This is a genomic window from Pseudomonas sp. LjRoot71 (assembly GCF_964253255.1).
Classification (GTDB): Bacteria; Pseudomonadota; Gammaproteobacteria; order Pseudomonadales; family Pseudomonadaceae; genus Aquipseudomonas.
On sequence record NZ_CAXURA020000001.1, the window covers coordinates 3,576,125 to 3,592,737 of the forward strand.

The 16,613-nt window shown below is 62.2% G+C and carries 16 protein-coding genes; 8 read left to right on the plus strand and 8 right to left on the minus strand.

What is annotated here, in order from left to right; translation table 11 throughout:
- Window positions 1-12: 12 nt before the first annotated feature.
- The 4 genes from ACSQ17_RS16775 to rapA form a co-directional block, all read right to left on the minus strand.
- Complete coding sequence (locus ACSQ17_RS16775; protein ID WP_233684151.1) at window positions 13-903, minus strand: M48 family metalloprotease; 891 nt, start codon at window positions 901-903, stop codon at window positions 13-15.
- Between the two features lie 15 nt (window positions 904-918).
- Window positions 919-1,422 (minus strand): SH3 domain-containing protein, encoded by a 504-nt coding sequence (locus ACSQ17_RS16780; RefSeq protein WP_436069746.1) that lies wholly within the window; start codon window positions 1,420-1,422, stop codon window positions 919-921.
- Entirely contained in the window at window positions 1,415-3,262 is a 1,848-nt protein-coding gene (locus ACSQ17_RS16785; RefSeq protein ID WP_436069747.1) for a CHASE2 domain-containing protein, read from the minus strand. The genes ACSQ17_RS16780 and ACSQ17_RS16785 overlap by 8 nt, the downstream gene beginning before the upstream one ends.
- A 238-nt stretch (window positions 3,263-3,500) precedes the next feature.
- On the minus strand, window positions 3,501-6,344 hold the full coding sequence (rapA, locus tag ACSQ17_RS16790; protein WP_436069748.1) for an RNA polymerase-associated protein RapA: 2,844 nt from the start codon (window positions 6,342-6,344) through the stop codon (window positions 3,501-3,503).
- Window positions 6,345-6,517: 173 nt separating this feature from the next.
- Between rapA and ACSQ17_RS16795 the strand changes: the two genes are divergently transcribed.
- From ACSQ17_RS16795 to ccoM, 4 genes are all read left to right on the plus strand, one after another.
- Window positions 6,518-6,817 (plus strand): aspartate-semialdehyde dehydrogenase, encoded by a 300-nt coding sequence (locus tag ACSQ17_RS16795; RefSeq protein ID WP_436069749.1) that lies wholly within the window; start codon window positions 6,518-6,520, stop codon window positions 6,815-6,817.
- 41 nt (window positions 6,818-6,858) lie between these two features.
- Window positions 6,859-7,461 (plus strand): alpha-ketoglutarate-dependent dioxygenase AlkB family protein, encoded by a 603-nt coding sequence (locus ACSQ17_RS16800; protein WP_436069750.1) that lies wholly within the window; start codon window positions 6,859-6,861, stop codon window positions 7,459-7,461.
- Entirely contained in the window at window positions 7,458-7,619 is a 162-nt protein-coding gene (locus ACSQ17_RS16805) for a hypothetical protein (RefSeq protein WP_436069751.1), read from the plus strand. Before ACSQ17_RS16800 ends, ACSQ17_RS16805 begins: the two co-directional genes overlap by 4 nt.
- Before the next feature lie 156 nt (window positions 7,620-7,775).
- Window positions 7,776-7,892: a cytochrome c oxidase subunit CcoM gene (gene ccoM / locus ACSQ17_RS16810; protein ID WP_325175658.1), complete on the plus strand. Its 117-nt coding sequence runs from the start codon at window positions 7,776-7,778 to the stop codon at window positions 7,890-7,892.
- A 176-nt stretch (window positions 7,893-8,068) separates the two neighbouring features.
- Here the strand turns inward: ccoM and glpD are convergent, their stop codons facing one another.
- Complete coding sequence (gene glpD / locus ACSQ17_RS16815; RefSeq protein ID WP_436069752.1) at window positions 8,069-9,610, minus strand: glycerol-3-phosphate dehydrogenase; 1,542 nt, start codon at window positions 9,608-9,610, stop codon at window positions 8,069-8,071.
- A gap of 165 nt (window positions 9,611-9,775) precedes the next feature.
- The gene (locus ACSQ17_RS16820) at window positions 9,776-10,534 is read right to left on the minus strand and encodes a DeoR family transcriptional regulator (RefSeq protein ID WP_436069753.1); all 759 of its coding nucleotides are present in this window, start codon (window positions 10,532-10,534) and stop codon (window positions 9,776-9,778) included.
- 96 nt (window positions 10,535-10,630) lie between these two features.
- Here ACSQ17_RS16820 and ybaK point away from each other — a divergent pair, with 96 nt between their 5' ends.
- The 4 genes from ybaK (at window position 10,631) to ACSQ17_RS16840 (ending at window position 14,402) form a co-directional block, all read left to right on the plus strand.
- The gene (gene ybaK, locus ACSQ17_RS16825; protein ID WP_436069754.1) at window positions 10,631-11,101 is read left to right on the plus strand and encodes a Cys-tRNA(Pro) deacylase; all 471 of its coding nucleotides are present in this window, start codon (window positions 10,631-10,633) and stop codon (window positions 11,099-11,101) included.
- A gap of 39 nt (window positions 11,102-11,140) precedes the next feature.
- Window positions 11,141-12,628: a glycerol kinase GlpK gene (glpK, locus tag ACSQ17_RS16830; protein ID WP_436069755.1), complete on the plus strand. Its 1,488-nt coding sequence runs from the start codon at window positions 11,141-11,143 to the stop codon at window positions 12,626-12,628.
- A 44-nt stretch (window positions 12,629-12,672) separates the two neighbouring features.
- Window positions 12,673-13,449, plus strand: coding sequence for a substrate-binding periplasmic protein (locus tag ACSQ17_RS16835; protein WP_436069756.1), 777 nt, complete (start codon window positions 12,673-12,675; stop codon window positions 13,447-13,449).
- A 134-nt stretch (window positions 13,450-13,583) separates the two neighbouring features.
- Window positions 13,584-14,402 (plus strand): PhzF family phenazine biosynthesis protein, encoded by an 819-nt coding sequence (locus ACSQ17_RS16840; RefSeq protein WP_436069757.1) that lies wholly within the window; start codon window positions 13,584-13,586, stop codon window positions 14,400-14,402.
- Here ACSQ17_RS16840 and ACSQ17_RS16845 read toward each other — a convergent pair.
- Both ACSQ17_RS16845 and argF read right to left on the minus strand, forming a co-directional pair.
- Window positions 14,399-15,505 carry an ABC transporter ATP-binding protein gene (locus ACSQ17_RS16845; protein ID WP_436069758.1) on the minus strand — a complete coding sequence of 369 codons (1,107 nt, stop codon included), beginning with the start codon at window positions 15,503-15,505 and terminating at the stop codon, window positions 14,399-14,401. The two genes, ACSQ17_RS16840 and ACSQ17_RS16845, sit on opposite strands and share 4 nt — an antisense overlap.
- Window positions 15,502-16,422, minus strand: coding sequence for an ornithine carbamoyltransferase (gene argF, locus ACSQ17_RS16850; RefSeq protein WP_436069759.1), 921 nt, complete (start codon window positions 16,420-16,422; stop codon window positions 15,502-15,504). The genes ACSQ17_RS16845 and argF overlap by 4 nt, the downstream gene beginning before the upstream one ends.
- Window positions 16,423-16,613: the final 191 nt, after the last annotated feature.

Genomic DNA, 16,613 nt, shown 5'->3' on the forward strand with positions numbered 1-16,613 from the left:
ATGGGGGCGGATTTAGCGGTTGCTTTTGAGCGCCTGCTGATAGCGGGCGTCGAGGCTCTGGGTCGGGCCGCTGGCGGTTTTATCGATATACAGATACACCGGTTGCAGGCGTTGCAGGCGGTCATCAATGCCCGGGTGCACCTTGAGGAAGCTGCTTAGCGCCGCATCATCCTGACGTGTGGTGCCCAGTGTCTGCAGCACCCCGGCCAGGCCGTAGGCGTCGTAGCCGGCACGTGCCGCAATCACCGCGCCCATGGCATCGGCTTCATACTCGTCGCCACGGTCCAGGCCGCGGCTGTACAGGTCGGCCACGCTGCGGCTGAAACGGTCAGTCAGCTCGCCGGCATGGCTGCCACCCTTGTCAGCTGCTCCGGCTTGTACGGCCAGGGTGGCAAGGTCGGTCAGCAGACCGGTCTGGGCCTGTTGCTGAATGGCCTGGAGGTGATGCTTCTGCACCACATGGGCGACTTCGTGGGCCAGTACGCCGGCCAGTTCGGCTTCGCTGTTCATCCGCGTGAGCATGCCGCTGGTGATGAATACGTAACCGCCGGGGGCGGCGTAGGCGGCCACCTGCGGGCTGTCGAGTACGACGAAACGCCAGGGCAGATCTGGCCGTTCGCTGTGCTGCGCAACCCACAGGCCGACGCGGTTGACGTAGGTCTGCAGTGGTGGGTTGTTGAGCACGGCGGCCTTGCTAAGCAGGATGGTGGCGGTGTTCTGCCCGATCACTCGCTCTTCATCGACGCTTTTCTGGCCCATGTTGGTCAGGTGTTGGCCGGCACTGGCCAGTTTGCCCAGGTCGACCCCTTGCACCTGCACGCCTTCCAGCCCCTGGCAGGCACTGAGGCTGATGATCAGGCCGAGCAGGCCGGCATATTTGAGCACTGAGATGGCTGTTGGCATGTCGTATCCTCCCGATCAGCGCGCGTAGGGCAGGTTCTGGCTGTGCAGGCCGCCTTGCTGGGCAAAACTGCGCGCCTCGCTTGGGCTGGCGGCAAAGGCATCCAGGCTCTGTACGCTGGCTGAGGTGTTGGCGGCACCGCTGCGCAGTTCTTCGTCGCTGATGCCGCGTATACCCGTGGCCACACCGCCTGTGGGCGAGGTCTGGTTGCCGAGCTTGAGCAGACCGCCGAGTTCATTGCTGCGTCCGGCCTGGGTATCCTTGGCGAAGCGCAGGCTGAGCAGGGGCAGCCAGCCGCGCTGACCGCTGGCCGTTTCGACCTGATACCAACCGCCCTGGCGTTCCAGAACCTGAACCTGGCTCTGCTTGCCGACTTGGCCGACGCTGGCCGCAGCGGCACTGGGTTCGGCACGCAGGGCGCTGTCTTGCAGGGTATGGGCCTGGCGCACATCGGCCATGATCGCCGTGGCGCAGAGACTGAGAGTCAGCGCCACAAGGACACCGGATAAGCGCTTATTCATCATTTCTCCTTTGTGGTTCGTACAGCATGACAGCCTCGGCACGGCCTTTGACCTGGTGCTCGCCCATGGCTACGAAGTCCAGGTCGAGCGTGCAGGCCTCACGGGTGGCAGCGGAAACCAGCAGGTGGGCACGACCTTTGGTCAACCCCTCGATGCGGCTGGCCAAGTTCACCGTGTCGCCTATTGCAGTGTAGTCATAGCGCTGCTTGGCGCCGACCAGGCCGACCACCGCTGGGCCGGTATGCAGGCCGATGCCGATATCGAAGTCCGGACAGTTGTACTCGCGGCGGAAGGCGTCGAGGTTATCGAGCATTTCCATGGCCGCCAGAATGGCCTGATCGGCCTGCTGCGGGTTGTCCAGCGGCGCGCCCCAGAAGGCCATGATGGCGTCGCCGATAAACTTGTCGAGGGTGGCTTGGTGCTTGAACAGCACCTCCACTTGGCTGCTGAAGTAGCCTTCGAGCAGGCGTACGATTTCTGCCGGCGTGTGCTGTTCGGACAAGGTGGTGAAGTTGCGGATATCGGAAAACAGCACCGTCAGCTGACATTCCTTACTGGCCAGCAGGGCCTCAGGATCATCGCGGGTCACCAGTTGGTTGACCACTACCGGATCCATAAAGCGGCTGAACAGGCGGATGGTGTCCTGCAATTGCTGGCGGCGACGCAGGTAGAACAGTGCCAGTGCCGCTGCCAGCAACAACCACAGGCAGATCAACCCTGGCAACACACCCAGCAGTGTGCCTTGCAAGGCCAGCCAATAACTGCCGGCAAACAGCGCCAGGCTGCCGCCCAGGCACAGGGCGAACGCCACGGGCAGTTGCTCGCGCAGCAGCAGAGTGCTCAAGCCGAGTAACAGCAGCAGCGGGCCGAGCAGTTCAAGCCAGGCGCTGGCTTCGTGCAGCTGGCTGCCGTTGAGCAGGTTGTCGATCGCGGTCATCAGGATAAAGGGAGCCGGGTACAGCGTATCCAGCGGTGTTGGCCGCAGGTCGTGCAGACCGGCAGCCGTGGTGCCAATGACGATAATGCGGTCTTTGAACAACTCGGCGGCCAGTGGCTCACCCTGATTGCGTGCTGCGGCCAGTACCGCCGCGTAGGGCAGCCGTGGGTAAGGCAGACGGCTGCTGCCGGGCCAGTCCAGCAGCAGGCTCTGTTGCGTTGGCAGGCTGCCACCGAGGTCATGCACGATGCGCGCGGGCAGGCTGGGTAAACGCCAGTCGGCAAAGCTGCGGTACAGCTCATAGCGGCGGCCGATACCGTCCGCATCCGGACGGAAATTGATGCTGCCCAGCCGCCACAGTTCGCTGGGGATCGCTTTAGGTAACAACAGCAGACCGCGTTGCTCATCCGCCCCGCGTTGTCCGGGTGCTTGCCAGGTGGTTGCAGGGTAATCGCGCAATAGCGGGGCCTGGCTACTGTCATCCGCCTGCTGAACCAGGGCTGCGAGGTAAGTGTTGGGACTGCGTTGCAGCACTTCGGCAAAGTAGCTGTCGGCATCGGGGTTGAACTGATCCGGCTCGCTGAACAGAACGTCGAAGGCTACGGCCTTGGGTTGTTGGCTCAACAGGTATTCCAGCAGTTCGCCATGCAGCGAGCGCGGCCACGGCCATTTACCGGCTTCACCGGCCAGCACTTGCAGGCTCAAATCGTCGATATCGATCAACAACAGGCGCGGGTCGGGCGTCTGCTCGGCGGCGCGCTGGCGAATCAACCAGTCGAGGTGGGCATTGTTTAGCCCGCTCAGCGCGGGCCACAGGTGCAATAGAGGGAGTAGGAGCAGCGCCAGCAGGCAGAGCCCGCCGAGGCTATGGCGAAACCGGCGCGAGGCGGCGCGTGCAGGCACAGAAAGCTCCTGTGGGCAGTGATGACAGAAGTAGTGCTTCTGACTCTAGCAGCCCGTAGGCAGTTACTCAGGTAGACGCGGCATAGCCTGTTCAAAGGCTTGCGAGCTAGAGTCCTGCAAGGCGCTACGTTAGTAACAGCCTCCGGCTGGTCAAAACGGCGAGGAAGCGGAGTGTACTGTTGTACATGAGCATTCCGAGCCTGTTTTTAACGCCGCAGGGCCAACGCGCAGCAGCCTTTTAGCCAGCAACCAGTACGCGAATAGCCTCCAGACGCAATGCCGCTTTATCGAGCATGGCCAGGCCTTGCTCGCGCAGCTGGCGCAGGGCATTGAGTTCGCTGTCGCGCACGCTGGGGTTGACCGCCTGCAGGGCGATCAGGCGGGCCAGCTCTTCATCGGTTTCGGCGGCCAGGCGACGCTTGGCTTCGTCGACGCGCGCCGTGTGGCGTTCAGCAACCTTGCCTTCCCCGGCATTAATTAGCGGGTTGAGGCTGTCGCGCTGGGCCTGGACGAACTTGTTGGCACTGGCGCGTGGCACGGTTTCCAGTTGCTCGTTGAGCTTCTCGAACGAAACCTTGGCCGCCAGGTCGTTGCCGTTGGCATCGAGCAGGCAGCGCAGGGCGATCGGCGGCAGGTAGCGGCCCAGTTGCAGGGTGCGCGGCGCCACCACTTCGCTGACATAGAGCAGTTCCAGCAACACGGTGCCGGGTTTCAGCGCCTTGTTCTTGATCAGCGCCACGCCGGTGTTGCCCATCGAGCCGGAGCGCACCAGGTCCATGCCGCCTTGCACCATGGGGTGTTCCCAGGTGAGGAACTGCATGTCCTCGCGGGCCAGGGCCAGGTCGCGGTCATAGGTGATGGTCACGCCTTCGTCGTCGCCCAGGGGGAAGCTGGCATCCAGCATCTTTTCGCTGGGACGCAGGATCAGCGCGTTGTCGGAATGGTCTTCACTGTCGATACCAAAGGCGTCGAACAACTGCTCCATATAGATCGGCAGCGCGAACTGGTCATCCTGCTCGAGGATCGCCTCAACCAATGCCTCGCCTTCGCCAGCACCGCCGGAGTTGAGTTCCAGCAGGCGGTCGCGGCCAGCGTGCAACTCACCTTCCAGGCGAATGCGCTCAGCTTTGGCGTCATCAACCAGCGCTTGCCATTCACTGTCGTCGCCGCTTTCCAGCAATGGCAGCAAACGGCTGCCGAACTGGTGCTGCAGGGCGTTACCGGTCGGGCAGGTGGCGAGAAAGGCGTTCAGTGCCTGGTGATACCACTGGAATAGGCGTTCTTGCGGGCTGTTTTCCATGTACGGCACATGCAGCTGGATACGGTGCTTCTGACCTATACGGTCGAGGCGGCCGATGCGCTGCTCAAGCAAATCCGGGTGAGCCGGCAGGTCGAACAGCACCAGGTGGTGGGCAAACTGGAAGTTACGACCTTCCGAGCCGATTTCCGAGCAGATCAGCACCTGGGCACCGAACTCTTCGTCGGCAAAATAGGCCGCTGCGCGGTCGCGCTCCAGGATGCTCATGCCTTCATGGAACACCGTCGCCGGGATGCCTTTGCGCACGCGCAGGGCGTCTTCCAGGTCCATGGCGGTCTCGGCATGGGCACAGATCACCAGCACCTTGAATTTTTTGAGCATCTTAAGGGTGTCGATCAGCCACTCGACGCGCGGGTCGAATTTCCACCAACGCTGCTCTTCATCGACATCCGGCTGCGCCTGGTAGCTGACTTCCGGGTACAGGTCAGCGTGCTCGCCAATCGGCAGCTCCATATATTCATCAGGGCTGGCCAACGGGTAGGGGTGCACTTCACGGTCCGGAAAACCCTGCACGGCGGCGCGGGTGTTACGGAACAACAGGCGACCGGTGCCATGGCGATCCAGCAACTCGCGCACCAGGCGCGCCGAGGCTTCGCTGTCACCGGCATTGACGGCGGCCAGCAGCTCTTCGCCGCCAGCGCCGAGGAAATCGTGAATGGTCTTGTGCGCGGCATCCGACAGGCGCCCCTGGTCGAGCAGTTCCTGTACGGCTTCGGCAATCGGCTTGTAGTGCTCACTTTCGGCGCGGAAGGCGGCCAGATCATGGAAGCGGTTCGGGTCGAGCAGGCGCAGGCGGGCGAAGTGGCTGTCCTGACCGAGCTGTTCCGGTGTCGCGGTGAGCAGCAGCACGCCCGGGATGACCTGAGCCAGCTGTTCGACCAGGGCGTACTCGGGGCTAGCGTGTTCCGGATGCCAAACCAGGTGGTGCGCTTCGTCGACCACCATCAGGTCCCAGCCAGCGGCAAACAACGCATCCTGGGCCTTTTCGTCCTCGCACAGCCATTCCAGCGCGACCAAGGCCAGCTGGCAGTCTTCAAACGGGTTGCTGGCATCGCTTTCGATAAAGCGCTCTTCATCGAACAGAGCAACATCCAGGTTGAAGCGTCGGCGCATTTCCACCAGCCACTGGTGCTGAAGGTTTTCCGGTACCAGGATCAGCACCCGGCTGGCGCGCCCGGAGAGCAGCTGGCGATGAATCACCAGACCTGCTTCGATGGTCTTACCCAGGCCCACTTCGTCGGCCAGCAGTACGCGCGGGGCAATGCGGTCGGCGACTTCACGGGCGATGTGCAACTGGTGGGCAATCGGTTGCGCACGCACGCCGCCCAGGCCCCAAAGGTTGGATTGCAGCTGGCGGCTGGTGTAATCGAGGGTGTGGTAGCGCAAGGCGAACCAGGGCAGCGGGTCGATCTGTCCGGCAAACAGGCGGTCACTGGCCAGGCGGAACTGGATAAAGTTCGACAGCTGGGTTTCCGGTAGGCTGACGCTTTGGTGCTGTGCGTTGAGGCCGTGGTAGACCAGCAGGCCGTCGATGTCGTCGACTTCCTGCACGGTCAGTTTCCAGCCTTCGAAGTGGGTGATTTCGTCACCTGGCGAGAAACGCACGCGGGTCAGCGGTGCATTGCGCAGAGCGTACTGACGGGTTTCGCCGGTGGCCGGGTAGAGCATGGTGAGCATGCGGCCGTCCTGCATCAGAACGGTCCCCAAACCCAGCTCCGCCTCGCTGTCACTGATCCAGCGTTGCCCCGGTTCATACTGCGCCATGCTTGTCTCCCGCGTAAAAAAGCCGACTATGTTAACGGAACCCTGGGTTCAGGCCCAAGGCGCATTACTGGGTATTGGGCACTTTGTGTGCTCAGATCACTCAAAAGTGTAGTGAGGCACGGTTCAAGTCGCGGCTTGTCTGGCCGACAGTCTGACCAAAGGAGGGCTAATAGATGCTGCCGCCGATCCCCCATAGCCTGGTACCTGTGACCGTTCAGCAGGACGTGATCAAGCCGCGCCCAGACATTCCGCCGGTTACACCCTCGGCGGAAAGCGCCAAGGAAAGCGGCGTGGGCCTGGATAAACGGCATCCTCAGGAGGCTGAGGAGTTGCTGCGTGAAGAGCAGCGCCGCCGTCAGCGCCGCCATGGCTATACCCCGGAGGAGCTGGCCGAAGGTGAAGTGGCCGAGGCCGACGAGGCGGTGGTCAGTGAGCTGCCGCGTCAGGGTTTGTGGGTGGATGTGGAAGTCTGAGCTGGGCACACTAGGTGCTCCGTCTGTTCGAGTCTTGTTTCGTGGATCTATTTGCCGACAGCCCCCTGCAGTTGCCTGACGCCGAGTTGCAGTTGCATGCGCCGTGGCTGGATGTTGCAACCGCCGACCAATGGCTGGCCGCGTTAACCACGCAGACACCCTGGCAGCAGCCGCAGGTGCAGATATATGGGCGGCAACTGCCGGTGCCGCGTCTGGTTGTCTGGTACGGAGACGCCGAGGCCAGCTACCGCTATTCGGGGTTAACCCATCAGCCGCTGCCCTGGACGCCGCTGCTGGCGCAGATTCGTGCGCAGGTGGAGCAGGCCGTGGGGCAATCACTCAATGGCGTGTTGCTCAACTATTACCGTGATGGCCAGGACTCCATGGGTTGGCACAGTGATGACGAGGCTGAGCTGGGCGAAAATCCGCTGATTGCTTCACTGAATCTGGGCGGCACGCGGCGCTTCGATCTGCGCCGCAAGGGCCACAACCGCATCGAGCATTCACTGCTGCTGACGCACGGTTCGCTGCTGGTCATGCGCGGGCCAACCCAGCATCATTGGCAACATCAAGTGGCGAAGACGCGCAGCCCCTGTGCGCCACGTCTGAATCTGACCTTTCGTTTGATCAAGCCAAAACCATGAGCAAAGACGACAAGCTGGTTGATTTCGCGGCCGAGCGCGACAAGCGCATCCATGACCTGCGCGACAAAAAACTCAATGAAATGCGCGAGGCGTTCGAGCAGGCGTTGCCGCTACCCAAAGGCAAGAAAAAGCCCAAGGGCAAACCGAAAAAGCCTTGAGGTCGTTCTGGCATAGGCTGATTTGTTGATCTGGATCAGCTAATCAAAGCCTCATCCCGCCAGTGCCCGCCGCTTGTTGATCTGGATCAATGGCGCCCCTGCAGCCCCTGTTAATTTGAAGCCATACCCACACAGGCTTCACAGCAGGAGGCAACCATGTTTATCGATGTCGTAGTTCTCGCCGGTATCGGCACCGTCGGTCTGATGGTCGCCTTCTTCGCCGGTGTCGGTTATTTCATCTGGCAGGATTCGCACAAGCGCAAGCAGAGCTGATTCTGTCGGGAAGGATCGATTTAAGGCCTGCGCAGCAGCGCTTTGAATCGGTTCGAAAGGGGCACGCAAGGCAATTTGGGCGACTTAGGTCGCCCTTTTTTATGCCTGTCATCCATGGTGGCCACGCTACGGGCCGTCATTATTTAGAGCACAGATTTATCTGCGCGGGTTTGTGCTCAGGCGGCGTGTGCATCTTCCGGGCTGTGCGGTGATTCGAGGCGCAGGTAGCTGTGCAGTCGCGCCTGCTGCGATGCATTGGTGAACAGTCCGAGCTTGCTGCGCCGCCAGAGAATGTCATCCGCCTGCATGGCCCATTCTTCCTGGCACAGGTAGTCGACCTCACGCGCATACAGCCCACCGCCCAGGTGTTCGCCCAAGTCGCTGAGGTTACTGACACCTTTGAGCATGACCCAGCTGCGGCTGCCGTAGCTGCTGGCCCAGCGCCGCGCCAGCGAGGTGGGCAGCCAGTCGAAACGTTCGCACAGGGCTTCGACCAGCGCGCTCTGGCTGTCCAGTTGTTCGGCACCGGGCAACAGGCTGCTGGCGGTCCAGCTCGGGCCCATTTTTGGGAAAAACGGTGCCAGCGGCACCAGTGCCGACTCGGCGAGCTTGCGGTAAGTGGTGAGCTTGCCGCCGAAGACTGAGAGCAGCGGCGCTTCGCCGGGATGAGCGGACAGCGACAGGGTGTAGTCGCGGGTCACCGCTGACGGATCGTCCGATTCGTCGTCGCACAGCGGCCGCACGCCGGCATAGGTGTGCAGGATATCGCTGCGCTGAACCTGCTTCTTGAAGTGGGCGTTGACCACGTTCAGCAGGTAGTCGGTTTCTTCATCGGTGATGGCCACCTTGGCCGGGTCGCCCTGGTATTCGCGGTCGGTGGTGCCGATCAGGGTGAAGCGTTCTTGATAGGGGATGGCGAAGACGATGCGGCGGTCTTCGTTTTGCAGGATGTAGGCCTGCTCACCGTCGAACAGGCGCGGCACCACGATATGGCTGCCCTGAATCAGGCGAATGCCGTAGGGCGATTCCTGCTTCAGGTCTTCGCGGATAAATTTCGCGACCCAGGGGCCGGCAGCGTTGACCAGGGCGCGGGCGCGAATCGAGAACAGGCTGCCGTCGTGGCGCTCCAGGTGGATATGCCACAAGCCTTTGCTGCGCCGGGCGCTGACGCAACGGGTACGGGTGTGAATGTGCGCGCCTTGCTCGCGGGCGGCCATGGCATTGAGGACCACCAGGCGGGCGTCATCGACCCAGCAATCGGAGTATTCGAAGCCGCGGCTGATCTCGGCCTGCAGCGGGCTGCCGGCGCCGAAACGCAGGCCGCGTGAACCAGCCAGCTTCTCGCGCTTGCCCAGGTGGTCATAGAGAAACAGCCCTGCACGGATCATCCAGGCCGGCCGCAGGTGCGGACGGTGCGGCAGGATAAAGCGCAGTGGTTTGACGATATGCGGCGCTTTGTTCAGCAGCACCTCACGCTCGGCCAGGGCTTCGCGTACCAGGCGGAATTCATAGTGCTCCAGGTAGCGCAGACCGCCATGGATCAGTTTGCTGCTGGCTGATGAGGTGTGTTGCGCCAGGTCGTCCTTTTCGCAAAGGAACACGGACAGGCCGCGCCCGGCGGCATCAGCGGCAATCCCGACACCATTAATGCCGCCGCCGATTACGGCAAGGTCATAGACTTCAGCGAGTGGGGTAAGGCTGGTAGAACGAGTCGGCATGGCGGCACCAGAAAGTCAGTATTGAACTTTAAATGTTCACTTTCGAAAATATGCTAGTCGAATATGCACGGCTTCGCCACCCCGAAGTGCGTTTTCGCGCTCGGCGGTTGTCAGGTATCGGTAATGGGATATGGCTAGGCGGGCGCCTGGTTGGTTCTGGCGGGCTTACACCATGTCAAGGTGAACCTTGTGCTCGCTGAGCAGGCGGTTGATTGCCGCGGAGGGCACCGCGTCGGTAAACACGCGGTCAACCAGGGCGACCGAACCCAGGCGTACCACGGCATTGCGGCCGAACTTGCTGGAGTCAACGGCGAGAAACACCTGGCGCGCATTGCTGATGATGGCCTGGGAAACCCGTACTTCCTGGTAATCGAAGTCGAGCAGGCTGCCGTCTTCATCGATGCCACTGATGCCGACCAGGGCGAAATCGACCTTGAACTGCTGGATAAAATCCACCGCTGCCTGGCCGACGATGCCGCCGTCGCTGCGCACGGTGCCGCCAGCCAACAGCACTTCGAAGTCGGCCTTGGCACTGAGCTGGGCGGCCACATGCAGGTTGTTGGTGATGATCTTCAGGCCCTTGTGGCCGAGCAGTTCACGGGCAATGGCTTCAGTGGTGGTGCCAATGTTGATGAAGAGCGAGGCGTGGTCGGGAATTTGCGCAGCAATCGCGACCGCAATGCGCTGTTTCTCGTCGCGCATCTGCCCGGCGCGCATGCTGTAGGCGGTGTTCTGCGTGCTGGAGCTTTCACTGGCTGCGCCACCGTGGGTGCGGCGCAGCAGGCCCTGTTCGGCGAGCTGGTTGATGTCGCGGCGGATGGTTTGCGGGGTGACGGCAAATGCCTGAGCCAACTCGTCAATGCTGACATAGCCGCGTTCGCGGGCGAGTTCGAGAATGTCGTGCTGGCGGGGCGGCAGGGTCATGAAAACTCCTTGAAAGTGCGCGGCATTATAGGCTGTCGTCGCGGCCAAATTGGGCTAAGGTACGCCAACTTTGTCAGATTGTTTTCACATTCGAACATGACGCCTGCCATCGATCTGCTGAAAAAAGCCAAGGCTGCGCACCAGGTGCACAGTTATCACCACGACCCCAAGGCGGCTTCCTATGGCCTGGAAGCGGCGGAAAAGCTCAACCTTGAGCCTGCCCAGGTGTTCAAGACGCTGCTGGCCGCCGGTGAGAAAGGCGAGTTGCTGGTGGCGGTGGTGCCGGTGGCCGGCACGCTGGATCTGAAAGCCCTGGCGCAGGCTGCCGGGGTGAAGAAAGCCGATATGGCTGACCCCAATGCAGCGCAGCGCGCGACCGGTTACCTGCTCGGTGGCATCAGCCCGCTGGGGCAGAAGAAGCGTTTGCGTACCTTTATCGATGAGTCGGCGCAGCAGTTTCCCAGCATTTATGTCAGCGCCGGGCGGCGCGGGCTGGAGGTGCAGCTGGACGCTGCTGTGCTGGCACAACTGACCCAGGCCGTGTTTGCACCCATTGGCCGCCTCTGAACAACCCGCTCGACGCCCATAACAATAAGGAAACCGTGTATGTCTCATTACCTGCTTGCCATTGATCAGGGCACCACCAGCAGCCGGGCGATTGTCTTCAGTGCCCAGGGTCTGCCCGTTGCCCGTGCTCAGCAGGAGTTCAAGCAGTACTTCCCGCAGGATGGCTGGGTTGAGCACGACGGCGAAGAGCTGTGGTTGAGCACCCTCAAAGTCTGCCGCGAAGCGCTCAAGCAGAGTGGGCTGAGCGCCAGTGATGTGGCGGCCATCGGTATTACCAACCAGCGTGAAACCACCCTGGTGTGGGATGCGCAGACCGGTACACCGATCCATCCGGCGATTGTCTGGCAGGACCGGCGTACCGCCGACTATTGCGCCGAGCTCAAAGAAGCCGGGCATGAGGCGACCGTGGCAGGCAAAACCGGGCTGTTGATCGATCCGTATTTCTCGGCCACCAAGCTGCGCTGGATTCTGCAGAAGGTGCCCGGTGCCCGCGAACGTGCTGAACGCGGCGAGCTTCGTTTCGGCACTGTGGATTCCTTCCTGCTGTGGCGCCTGACTGGCGGCAAATCGCACAAGACTGACGCCAGCAACGCCTCGCGCACGTTGCTGTTCAACATCCACACCCAGCAGTGGGATGAGGAGCTGCTCAAGCTGTTCGAGATTCCCGCCAGCCTGCTGCCGGAGGTACTCGATTGCGCCGCTGATTTCGGCAGCACCGAGGCCAATCTGCTCGGCGCGGCGATTCCAGTGCTGGGGATGGCCGGTGATCAGCAGGCGGCCTTGATTGGCCAGGCCTGTTTCGAGCCGGGTATGGTCAAAAGTACCTACGGCACCGGCTGTTTCATGATTCAGAACACCGGCAGCACACCGGTGACCTCGAAAAACCGCCTGCTCACCACCGTGGGCTACCGCCTCAATGGCCAGGTTACCTATGCCGTTGAAGGCAGCATCTTCGTTGCCGGCGCGGCGGTGCAGTGGCTGCGCGACGGCATCAAGCTGATCAGCCATGCCCGCGATACCGAGGCGATGGCCGAGCAGACCGGTGATGCCTGTGGTGTGTACCTCGTGCCGGCGTTTACCGGCCTGGGTGCGCCGTACTGGGACCCGAAAGCCCGTGGCGCGATCTTCGGCCTGACTCGCGACACCGGGATCAAGGAGATCGTCACCGCCGGCTTGCAGTCAGTGTGCTATCAGACCCGTGACCTGTTGGAAGCCATGCGCCAGGACGGCGCGGCGGAGCCCAGCGCGCTGCGGGTGGATGGCGGCATGGTGGAAAACAACTGGGTCATGCAGTTTCTCGCCGACATTCTCGGTGTGCCGGTGGAACGCCCGGAAGTGACCGAAACCACGGCGCTGGGCGTGGCCTACCTGGCCGGCTTGCAGGCCGGGCTGTATCAGGACCTGGCGAGCATCGCCCGGCATTGGCACCGTCAGCAGCGGTTCGAACCGCGTATGGCCGACAGTCACCGCAGCAAACTCTACGACGGCTGGCTGGATGCGGTGAAAAGGGTGCGCAGCGAAGGCTGAGGGTGGTAAAACTTCCAGCAACCCTATTGCTCGTGGAGCCCTGCATGTCGAGATGGCGCTGGCTGGTTGCGCGTGGATGCATGCTGGTGCTGCTTGTCTGGGCCGGTTTGGCGCGGGCCGAGACACTGGTGATTGCCGGAGACATCTGGTGCCCGGTGAATTGCCAGCCTGGCTCCGAGCGGCCGGGCATCCTTGTGGAGCTGGCGCAGGAAATCTTTGCCGAGGCCGGTATCGAGGTACAGTACAAGGCCCTCAACTGGGCGCGTACCCTGCAGATGGTGCGGCGTGGCGAGTTGAATGCGGCTGTCGGTGCCGGTGTTGAAGACGCGCCGGATTTTCTTTATGGCGCCACGCCTGTGGCGTCCTCGCGCAGCTGTTTTTTCACCCGGCAGGATTCCACTTGGCGTTTTACTGGCACCACCTCGCTGGCGCAGCGGCGCCTTGGGGTGATCAACGACTACAGCTATGGCGATGAGCTGAACACCTATATCGCCTTGCACCGCAACGACTCGGAGCGTGTGCAGATTGCTTCCGGGGACAAGGCGCTGGCGTTGAACATCGGCAAACTGATGCACGGGCGGGTCGATGTGGTGCTGGAAAACGCCTGGGTCATGCAGGCTATGCTGGCCACTCAGGGGCGCGTCGGCGAGCTGCGCGAGGCCGGTTGTCGGGCACCGGACGTGCCGATCTACCTGGCGTTCTCGCCGGTGCTGGAATCCAGTCCGCGCTATGTCGCGCTCTTCGAGCAAGGCTTGCAGCGTTACCGTGCCAATGGCCGTTTGCAGGCCTTGTTGGCGGCGTATGGGGTGCAGACACCCTGACAGTCTGCACGCTGTGTTGTCTGTATCGGGGGCGTTGTGGCGAGCTGTATGGCTGTTATTGGCCGCCGCTGTAGTGGGCATGTCGGGTGTGCTTTCGGCATGCTGCAACCCACGATGACTCCGGAGTGCGCCCCATGCAGCTTGAATTTCACCAGGTCGATGCTTTTGCCACACAGCCGTTCAGAGGGAACCCGGCGATGGTCTATCGTCTGGACCACTGGCTGGATGCGGCCCTGATGCAGCAGATTGCCGCCGAACATAACCTGGCGGAAACCGCCTTTGTGGTAAAGGAAGGCGCTTCCTGGCACATCCGCTGGTTTACCCCGAGTGCGGAAGTGCCGCTGTGTGGTCATGCCACCCTGGCCAGCGCCCATGTGCTGTTCGAGGTCTATGGCGAGCCGGGTGAGGTTCTTGATTTCACCTGTTTGTCTGGTGCGTTGCGCGTGACCCGGCAGGGCACACAGCTGCTGCTGGATTTCCCTGTACGCCGGGCGCAGTCAGGCGCGCTACGTGCCGAGGTCGAGCAGGCGCTGGGCCAGCCGGTTGAGGAAGTGCTGGCGCTGCATGAGGGGCAGGGGGTACAGGAGCTGCTGGCGATTATGGCGAATGAGGCTGCAGTTCGCGCCTGTCAGCCCGATCTGGCCGCAGTGACCCGCTTGCCAGGGTTGGGGCTGCTGATCAGCGCGCCGGGGGAGCAGCATGACTTCGTCTCGCGCTACTTTGCGCCGGCCATTGGTATCGATGAAGACCCGGTGACCGGCTCAACCCATTGCATCCTTACGCCGTACTGGGCGCAGCGTCTGGGCAAATCCCGGCTGAGCGCCTTCCAGTGTTCGGCTCGCGGTGGTGAGCTGCACTGCGAGCTGGACGGCGAGCGGGTGAAGATCGCGGGTCAGGCGTTGCTGGTTGCCAGTGGCCGGCTGTTGCTGCCCGCCACGTGGGCTGGGGCTTAACTGGCGCTGCTGTAGCGGCGCACGCCCGATTCCGCCAGGTTGACCTGGGCGGCGATGCTGCCGGGGGCGGCAAACACCACCAGATGGTCGGCGGCGACACGAATGCCGACCTGCTGACCGGGCAGGTGGTCGGCGTGGCTGGGGAAGATCGACTCCAGCTGGCTGCCGGTAGGCAGTTGCAGGCGGTACAGGGTCGCCGCACCGAGGAAGGTCTTTCCGACGATCAGGGCTTTCAGGCTGCTGTCCGGGTCATACACGATGTCGTCCGGACGCAGCAGCACGTCCACCGCACTGCCGGTTGGCCAGGTATAAGCGCGGTTGCCGCGAATCAGGCCCAGTTCGGTTTGCACGGCATCCGGGCTGAGCAACTGACCGCGAATAAAGTAGCCCTGGCCGATAAAACTGGCGACAAAGGGCGTCAGTGGTTCGTGGTAGAGGTTGAATGGGGTGTCCCATTGCTCCAGTCGACCATCCTTGAACACGCCGACGTGATCGCTAACGGCGAAGGCTTCTTCCTGGTCATGGGTGACCAGAATCGCGCTGGTGCCGCGCGCTTTGAGAATGTCGCGCACCTCGTGGCTGAGACGCCTGCGCAGCTCGCCATCCAGATTGGAAAAAGGCTCGTCGAGCAGCAGCAGTTGCGGCTCTGGCGCAAGGGCGCGAGCCAGGGCCACGCGTTGTTGCTGACCACCCGACAGTTCGTGCGGGTAACGCTTGCCCAGGTGGCCGAGCTTGACCAGTTCCAGCAGTTCCTGGGTGATGCGTTCGCAGTTCGGCTGTTTGCGGATGCCGAAGGCAATGTTCTCTGCCACGCTCAGGTGCGGGAAGAGTGCGTAATCCTGAAACACCATGCCGATTCGGCGCTTCTCCGGAGCCAGGGTAAAGCCGGCTTTGGAGATGACCTGCTCGGCCAGCTGGATCTCGCCTTCCAGCACCGGCTCGAAGCCGGCAATGGCGCGCAATGTGGTGGTCTTGCCGCAGCCCGAAGGGCCGAGCAGGCAGCCGATATCACCGGCATTCAGGTGCAGATTGAGGTTCTGTACCACCTTGTGCCCGGGGTAGCCGCAACTCAGTTCGCGCAGGTTCAGCAGGGGCTGGCTCATGCGTGGTGGTACGCCGGTTCAACCAGGAATTCGAGCAGCGCCTTCTGTACATGCAGGCGGTTTTCAGCTTGATCCCAGGCGGCTGAACGCGGGTCGTCGAGCAGGTCTTCGCTGATTTCCTCGCCACGGTGCGCCGGCAGGCAGTGCAGGAACAGCACATCGTCGGCGGCCGCATCAAGCAGGGCGCGGTTGACCTGGTAGGGTTGGAACAGCTTGAGGCGTTCGGCGGCTTCGTCTTCCTGGCCCATGGAGGCCCACACATCGGTGCTCACCAGGTGGGCACCGGCCACTGCGGCGCGTGGATCGCGAACGACCTGCACACGCTCGCCTGCAGCAGCGAGGAATGTGGCGTTCGGCTCATAGCCTTCAGGGCAGGCGATGCGCAGCTGGAAGTCGAACTGCATGGCCGCTTCTATATAGGAGTTGCACATGTTGTTGCCGTCGCCGATCCAGGCCACAGTCTTGCCTTTGATACTGCCGCGCTGCTCCTGATAGGTCTGCATGTCGGCCAGCAGTTGGCAGGGGTGCAGGTCATCGGACAGGCCGTTGATCACCGGCACGCGCGAGTTGGCGGCAAATTCGGTCAGGGTGCTGTGGGCGAAGGTGCGGATCATCACCGCATCGAGCATGCGCGACATGACGATGGCTGCATCGCCAATCGGCTCGCCACGGCCCAGCTGGGTGTCACGCGGGGACAGGAAAATGGCCTGGCCACCGAGCTGGATCATGCCGGCTTCAAACGACAGGCGGGTACGGGTCGAGGCTTTCTCGAAGATCATGCCCAGTACGCGATTCTTCAGCGGCTCGAACAGTACACCGCGGTTACGCAAGTCCTTCAGCTCCATGCCGCGGCGGATTAGCCCCACCAGTTCATCCGGTGTGCAATCCATCAGCGAGAGAAAGTGTCTTGCGCTCATCATCAACTACCTTTTGACAGCAGGGCGCAGGTTCAATGGCCTGGTGAAATGAAAGAAACGGCAGAACCTGCGGCTGGGGGGCCGCACTATGCGACGAAACGGGGAAGTCGCGATCTTATAAGCAAACGCCGATCAGGCGCAAATTGCCGGCGGTTTATGGTGCTGTGGGGCAGGGGCGAGATGCATCTATC